Here is a 7,515-nt window from a genome sequence, read left to right as displayed (position 1 = left end):
TGCCGGCAGAATCGATGACCATAGCCTGGAGTACTATAACCTGATTAAACGGGAGTGTGAACGCTTTGGAATCGCACCCGGGCGGGTACATCTCTTGGGGGAGACTTCAGAAATTGACAAACACTGGTACTACCAGCACTGCAGTGCCTTTGTTTTTCCCTCGATTGCCGAAGGTTTTGGTCTACCCGTCCTAGAAGCTTTTAGCTACGAAAAACCGACCTTTTTATCCACGCATACGGCCTTGCCGGAAGTAGGCGGAGAAGCGGCGTATTACTTTGATAGTTTCCATCCCGATCGGATGAGTGAAGTAGTAAAGCAGGGGCTAGCCGATTTCCCGTATTCGAATAAGATTCAACTGGCTCGGGATCGCGTGTCTGAATTTTCTTGGGAAAAAGCCGCTCAGTCGTACCTGGCCTTATATGAGGAGATCCTTCGCCGATGATTCGATAGATTAAAGGCTCCGGCGAATCCATAGACTTAGGTAATAGCCCCAAATCAGGGCTAAGATCACAATCACCGCGTAGGTGAGAATCCAGGCCCAATTCCAGGACGACATCTTTTCAAATAGTTTTTTCATTCGTACATGCAGCGTAACAGCAGACCCGATAGACGCGTCTTTTGACCCCGCAATATAAGACCCACTTTTTAATGCGAAAGGCTGGAAACCGATTTCTTAGGGCTTTTCATACTGTTCGCCTACTCCGAAACGGAAAATAAAATCCCTTACTCAACTTCAGAAACGGGCTAAAGTAGAAGTCAATAACCTAAGGTTATAGATTAGTACGGAAATTAAATCTCGTTGAATCAGACGCTTAGTGTCGCAACAAGAGCTTTAGCGAACCAAAGATTAGGTTTGTAATAAAAAAGCTAGCTATTTGAAGGCGTAAACACTTTACGTTCGGGTGCCCTAGCGGTTTAATAGTATCAAGGGTACTGCGAAACTTTGGTTGCAGTAAACCCTAACTGGTTTCTGGTTAGGGTTTATCATTCTGATAATGAAGCCAGACTAATTCAGTAGAAATATACGCAATAAAATAAAAAAACTCCCCATGAAACATGGGGGAGTTTTAACGTTCAACCTTCAACCTATCTGCTTCAAAAGTATAGTCTCTGACTCATAATCAAAGGTTAATTCTATGAATGGCAGACTTTCTCCTGTCAATTGTATCTTCTACTCGTTGAGCGTTTGAAGGGATTAATTAGTGAACGTTAAAGAGCACTTTTGTCCCTTTGCTAAGGCTTAATTGAAGCTTTTTATACTCCGTCTATTCAACGCGTTTGCTTCCCAGTTTGAAACTTTTCTGTTACCTTGTTTGAGAAGATAGTAAAGGTACCTTTTGATGCAGAAAACCATGAGAGCGTTTCGTTTATGGGGTGGATTAATTCTTCTGCTGGGGATTGTATACGGCATTCAGTACGTCTATCATCGCTGGCAACAGCCCTGGGATTACGCCTCAGTGACACCCTCATTAGTGGGCCACTGGTTTGGGCCCTTTAAAGACCCCGATGGTATCCCCAAAACACTCGAACTGGAAATTTTTAAACCGGAAGTAGATTGGCTGAATCGGAAACGCCGGGGTAAAAATGAGCAAAGCTTTACAGGAGTCGCCCGAGTAAAGAGTCGGTTAGGTCAGGAGCAGTACAGAATTGAAGGAGTCGTCCGTAGTTCCCAACAACAGGCTCTAAACCGTATCACTTTTTTATTTCAGGATGAAAATACCCGGCTACGTAATAATTTTAACCTAATGACCGCTGAAGAAGGGGGTACTTGGGAGTCCGATGCTCTGAATCTGACGCTTACGTTCCGGTATATCACCGAAAGTGGAAATGCCTTCTCCAGTAGCAATGACCATCGCTACACAACGACGGTTCCGGTTCGTCTGAAACGGATGAGTCCATAATCCTGAAGAAATATTGAGCTGAAAAAATAGGCTTAGCTCTTTGAATCCTGCAAATTGTCGTACTTTCGCGGCTCAATCGGTGTCCAGTGGATTATTCATTGGGCTTAAAAGGGAATCCGGTGCAATTCCGGAGCAGTACCCGCTGCTGTAAGTTCTTTTAGTTTTCCATTTACAGTTTTCTGTCTACAGTTGATTTTACTGAAAACAGAAGACAGCAAACGGAAAACTCTAAAAATTTCTCAACGATACAAACCACTGTGCCTTCAGGCATGGGAAGGGGTTGAGAAAGGAACGAGCCAGAAGACCTGCCATTGAAACCATACCAACGTGCTTTCGGGAAGAAAAGCAGGAGGCTAGCCTAATCGGTGAGGAGACGCTTGCGTCATCCTCTGGCTTTGTTTTCCCGTAAGCAATAGAATTCATCCGGGAAAACTACATGATTCATCCTTTACTCCTCGATTCGTTCGTACTGGGCATTCAGCACTCCTTCGAACCCGATCACCTGGCGGCTGTTTCCGTCCTGACCAGTGAAAAAAAGAAAGGTCAGCTGTGGCGGGTAGCCTGGCGATCTTCGCACTGGGCGTTAGGGCACGCTTTTTCGCTCATTCTCTTTGCCTGCCTGATCTTACTACTTAAATCCCAGCTATCTCTGGAAGTTGCTTCCTGGGTTGAATACGTGGTAGGACCATTGATGATTTATCTGGGTATTGTCGCCATTCGTCGTAACTTCAAAAATGACCCGGTACGCCCAACGGACGCATCCAACGCGGCAGCTACGCCGCTAAACCGCTCTTTTGGCGTGGGGATGATTCACGGACTGGCGGGTACCGGAGGGGCCTGTACGGTTGCCCTTACGCTGGCGGCCAAAGACGCTTCCACCGCCGTTTGGATCATCATCATTCAAAGCCTGAGTATTCTGCTGGCTATGACCATTTACGGGTGCGTTTTTGCCTTTTCACTACAAAAAGTAGCCCAGCGAACGGAACGCGTGCTTCGCTGGATGAATTACCTCATTGGTGTCTTTTCGATCGCCGTAGGTGTTCTCACGCTAGTTGACTCATTCTAGACTATTGCTTCAGTATTCGTTTACCCTTTATTCATTTTCGATGTTTTCTTCCCCCCAGAAAAAAGCCCTTTGGGCTAGTATGCTTTTATTGCCTGGACTGGCTTACGCTCAAACACCAGCGGATTCAGTATACGCTTTGAGACCCATCGTGGTGACGGCAACCCGCTCGGAGGCTATCTTAGCCGAGGTGCCCCGCAGTTTACGCGTGATTGCCCGTCAGGACATCGCTTTAACGCCTGCCAACGATTTGACGGATATTGCCAAGAAAACCGCTGGCGTACACGTCATTCAGTATCCGAACCTTTCTTCGGGTATCGGGATTCGCGGCTTTCGGCCCCAGTTTTCGGGATTGAATCAACGCACGCTGTTACTCATTAATGGCCGCCCGGCGGGAGCTACTAATCTTTCGACCATCTCACTCAATAGCGTCGAACGCATTGAGGTACTGAAAGGTCCCGCTTCGGCTCTGTACGGATCGCAGGCGATGGGCGGCGTGATCAACGTCATCACCCGCCGATCGCAAGGAACGCCCCAGGGCTCCGCGTACGTGGAGTACGGTAGTTTCAAAACTCTGCAAGCCGGTCTGCAAACGGGTGGCAATCTCACCAAGCAACTGGATTACGATTTGTCATTTGCCTACTTTCAGCGGGCCAATGATTATAAAATCGGGAAGAACAACTGGCTACGCAATGCCTTCGATTTTCGCAATGCGGTCAAACATTACGCCAACCAACCGGATGCGGAGGTCGATGACCGTACTGGCGATGGGCAAACCCGACCGTATACGCAACTCAGTTACTATACCGGAGCCTTGCGACTGGGCTACCAGCTGAGTTCGAAATGGCGGCTGGACGTTCGCGGCGAAACCTTTCAGGCCCGGAATGTACAGTCGCCCGGCGATATTGCTTACGGTATTACGGAATCCAGCAGTAAAGACGTCGAGCGGGCCTCGGGTGAAGTCGCTATATCGGGAAATCTGGGGGTCCATCAGCCGAGTCTGAAAGTATTCACGGCGGAAGAATCGAACACGAATTATACCCTCAATGCTTCGGGCAAACCCGTAGTTCCGTACCGTTCCAATCGTACCGCCAACGCCTGGACGGGCGTACAGCTCAAGGACGTCTGGACGCTGGGACAACATTCATTGGTCTTTGGCTACGATTACCTGAAGGCTTCGACCAAAGGCCGTCGCTGGTCAGACTTAACGACGGAACGGGCACCTACGCAGCCGAATTATGCGTTGATTTCTTCGGCCTTTTACGCCCAGGCCAATTTGAAATGGGGCAAATTGACGCTTCAACCCGGTTTACGGTTTGATCAGATTACCTTTGATGTACAAGCAACACCCTTGTTGACTACCTACCAGCCGGGTAAAAAAACGAATCCGTTTCTGAGTCCGGGTTTAGCCGCCGGGTACGAGATTCTGCCAAGTGTACGGATCAAAGCCAGTGTAGGACGAGCCTTTGTTACGCCGGATGCCTACAACGTAGCCGGGTACTCCGAAGCTCGTACGACGACCGGAAAAATTGCGGTGACGAGCGGTAATCCCGATGTGAAGAATGAAAGCAGCTGGAGTCAGGAAGTAGGGGTATCCTTCGAAAAAGGTGGTTTCTACGCTAATGCTACGTATTTCGCTACGCAGGTGAAAGACCGGATTGCCCGACTGGTGACCGCCGTGAACGAGCCCCTGAGTAATGGCGATGTCATTGTGTCGCGGACCCGTTTTGTGAACGCCGCCGACTCGGACATGAACGGTCTGGAAGCCGAAGCGGGCTACGGCAAGGAAGGTGTTTGGAAGGTATACGCCAATCTGACGTCTATGTTTGAGGCCAAAGAAGTAATCGTAGGGACCGATGATTCGCGTAGTAGCCGTGATATTGCCAATGTAGCCCGGAATCTGGTTTCCTACGGAGCGGAGTATAGCCCGATCAAAAATGTTCGTCTGCGACTGACCGGACGTTACGTAGGCTCCCGCAAGGACATTGACTATACCGATGCCGCCAATCCGGAGATCACGTATGCTCCCTTCATGGTACTCGATGCCGTAGCCGTGTATTCGTTCCAGCAAAAACACCGACTGACCCTTTCCCTTTCAAACTTGACGGACGAAAATTACTACGAAAAACGGGGGTATAACTTGCCGGGCCGTACGGTTTCATTACGTTACACGCTGGCGTTTTAGGCAACGGTAAAACCCAGATTCCTAGAGAATCCCCCAAACGGTACCTCACGGGTTGGGGGATTTTTGTTGAACATTGGAAGGAAAACTATCGATCCATCTTTCTCAATCATTTGCATATTAGTTCTATAAAATGCTCATTAACAGTAGATTATTTATAGTATGTGAATCCTTGTAGACCTGCTCTTTCCATGCACATTTTTGGATTTTCAAAATTAATTTTGGTTTCTAAAACGTTTGTTTCAGAAAAAGACACACCTTTGCAGGGCAATTAGTTGAAGCATGGCAAGAAACGTTGAGTTTAACGAGGAAGAAGCAATTCAAAAAGCTACCGATGTCTTTTGGGAAAAAGGCTATCATGGGGCTTCCCTCCGCGATTTAACGGACGCCATGCAAATCAATAGTAGTAGTCTTTACAACACCATCGGCGATAAGCATCAATTGTTTGTCAAGTGTTTGAAGTACTACATTCAGAATAAGCGGGAATTCCTGCAAAATCAGTCCGCACGGGCGGATTCACCGCTGGCGGCTATCGTTAATTTCATCGAGGCTGCATCCGAAACAATTATTAAGGACGCTAACGGTTGTCTGGCCGTTAAGACGGCTTTCGAAGTTTCTCCCAAGGATGATAGCATTCAATCAATTCTGAAAGCGGATAATGATTTTACGCGTAACTATCTGAGTTCATTAGTGAAACAGGCCATAAATGAAGGTGAGATGGTCGCCACAGAAGACCCCGATTTGCTGGCTGATTTCATCGTTGCGAGTTATACCGGCTGGTATGAACTTCATGTTTTGTATGCTAATCCCAAACAAATCAGAAATTTAGCTCAACTTCTGATTCGACAAATTTCATCCTGAAAAATTTTTAACCCATTCTGAAACAAATAATTCAGAATAATGTGTGTAGTGCATTCTGGCGTCTATTCTGAAACAATCAATTCAAAAAAACAAATCATGGAAAATCAACTTTCGTTTAGTACGGACCTTCGTGGTAAAATCGCTTTAGTAACGGGGGGTACCAAGGGCATTGGCAAAGCGATTGCGGATCAATTAGCTCAGGCGGGAGCTCAGGTCATCGTAACGGCCCGAAACCGCCCCGCCGATTCAGATTCAACCCATTCATTCATAGCAGTCGATCTAACGCAGGCGGATCAGGTTACGCAACTGGCCCAGCAAGTACAGGATACCTATGGAAGAATTGATATCCTCATTGACAACGTCGGCGGCCTTACAACTCCCGGCGGTGGTTTTCAGGCATTAAGTGACCAGGACTGGGAACAGGAACTGCAATTCAACCTACTCGCCACCATCCGCCTGGATCGGGTCCTGCTGCCGCTCATGCAGAATCAGAAAAGTGGGGTGGTCATTCACATCTCGACGGGAGCGGCTAAACAACCCCTGTGGAATCTCAATTTAGCTTATTCGGTTTCTAAAGCAGCGTTGAATTGCTACAGTAAAGCACTGGCCAATGAAGTAGCCAGTCAGGGAATTCGGGTTGTAGCAGTTTCCCCCGGAGCGGTAAAAACACCCTTAATGGAGCAATTCCTGGAGGATTTTGCCCGGAATGAAGGCATTCCCTTGGAAGATGCCTTTACTACGGTAATGGGTAAAATGAGCGGCGTTCCCCTGGGCAGAATGGCAGAGCCCGAGGAGATCGCTTCACTCGTTCGCTTTTTAGCTTCTCCGGCTGCTTCGTATATCACGGGCGTAAATTATAACATCGACGGCGGAGCGTACCCCATTGCGTAAAAGTCTCGTTTACAGTTATCCCCGTCGTGAATTTCTTCTTAAAAATTTACGGCGGGGATGACGTTTGATAGGGAATTAGTTTTCTGGATTAAAGATGAAATTTCCTTTAAATGACAATCTTTGCTAACCCGTAACCACCTAAGCCCCTTTCCCTGTGATCTTCAGCTTTACTGCTTCTGCTGATTTTGATTTCATGACGTACTTTGCCCGTCACATACAAGCAACGGTACAGAACGGCTTGTTGGTAATACCAGACCACTTAGGGCAAGGGCACATTCGGAAGTTAGCATTCGGGACTGACTTCAAGATTACCATCCACCGCTATATACTTAAGGAGGATTTGGTCATCCACCGTAATACTTCCGGCCAGGGAAACGACTTGATTACCGTCTTCTTTTACAACAATGAGGAAGCCCTGCAGATTGCCTACAATGCCGATATGCAGGTACTGTTTTCGCAGCGGGACGAATCAGCGATCCAGGTTACGTCCAACGACCTCAGTTCAACGATCCGCTTTCCGGCCCATCAACAGATTCACTACGTGGTAGTTGCCATTACGCCGCCTCGTTTGAATGAATTATTAGCCGTCAGAGAGCCCAATTCGGTACTGCGAACGA

The 7,515-nt window shown here is 47.7% G+C and carries 7 protein-coding genes, 1 pseudogene and 1 riboswitch; of the genes and pseudogenes, 7 read left to right on the top strand and 1 reads right to left on the bottom strand.

Features of this window, described 5'->3' with window-relative positions; genetic code table 11:
• Nucleotides 1-442: glycosyltransferase (locus ACOJTG_RS10750; RefSeq protein ID WP_420153811.1), on the top strand; the 442-nt coding region annotated here is incomplete at its 5' end.
• A 9-nt stretch (nucleotides 443-451) separates the two neighbouring features.
• On the opposite strand, the gene ACOJTG_RS10745 is transcribed toward ACOJTG_RS10750, so the two are convergent.
• Entirely contained in the window at nucleotides 452-577 is a 126-nt protein-coding gene (locus ACOJTG_RS10745) for a hypothetical protein (RefSeq protein ID WP_420153810.1), read from the bottom strand.
• Nucleotides 578-1,352: 775 nt separating this feature from the next.
• Here ACOJTG_RS10745 and ACOJTG_RS10740 point away from each other — a divergent pair.
• The 6 genes and pseudogenes from ACOJTG_RS10740 to ACOJTG_RS10715 all read left to right on the top strand — a co-directional run.
• Nucleotides 1,353-1,901: a hypothetical protein gene (locus ACOJTG_RS10740; protein WP_420153809.1), complete on the top strand. Its 549-nt coding sequence runs from the start codon at nucleotides 1,353-1,355 to the stop codon at nucleotides 1,899-1,901.
• 60 nt (nucleotides 1,902-1,961) lie between these two features.
• A riboswitch (cobalamin riboswitch) is annotated at nucleotides 1,962-2,229 on the top strand.
• 108 nt (nucleotides 2,230-2,337) lie between these two features.
• A complete protein-coding gene (locus tag ACOJTG_RS10735) occupies nucleotides 2,338-2,967 on the top strand; it encodes a cytochrome c biogenesis protein CcdA (protein WP_420153808.1) in 630 nt (209 codons plus the stop codon).
• 79 nt (nucleotides 2,968-3,046) lie between these two features.
• Nucleotides 3,047-5,149 carry a TonB-dependent receptor gene (locus ACOJTG_RS10730; protein WP_420153807.1) on the top strand — a complete coding sequence of 701 codons (2,103 nt, stop codon included), beginning with the start codon at nucleotides 3,047-3,049 and terminating at the stop codon, nucleotides 5,147-5,149.
• 279 nt (nucleotides 5,150-5,428) lie between these two features.
• A complete protein-coding gene (locus tag ACOJTG_RS10725) occupies nucleotides 5,429-6,007 on the top strand; it encodes a TetR/AcrR family transcriptional regulator (RefSeq protein ID WP_420153806.1) in 579 nt (192 codons plus the stop codon).
• 96 nt (nucleotides 6,008-6,103) lie between these two features.
• Entirely contained in the window at nucleotides 6,104-6,898 is a 795-nt protein-coding gene (locus tag ACOJTG_RS10720; RefSeq protein WP_420153805.1) for an SDR family oxidoreductase, read from the top strand.
• Between the two features lie 154 nt (nucleotides 6,899-7,052).
• A pseudogene (locus tag ACOJTG_RS10715) lies at nucleotides 7,053-7,515 on the top strand (AraC family transcriptional regulator); the annotation flags it as partial.

This window comes from Siphonobacter sp., assembly GCF_048595215.1.
Lineage (GTDB): Bacteria > Bacteroidota > Bacteroidia > Cytophagales > Spirosomataceae > Siphonobacter.
This window is presented reverse-complemented; position numbering and strand designations above follow the sequence as displayed.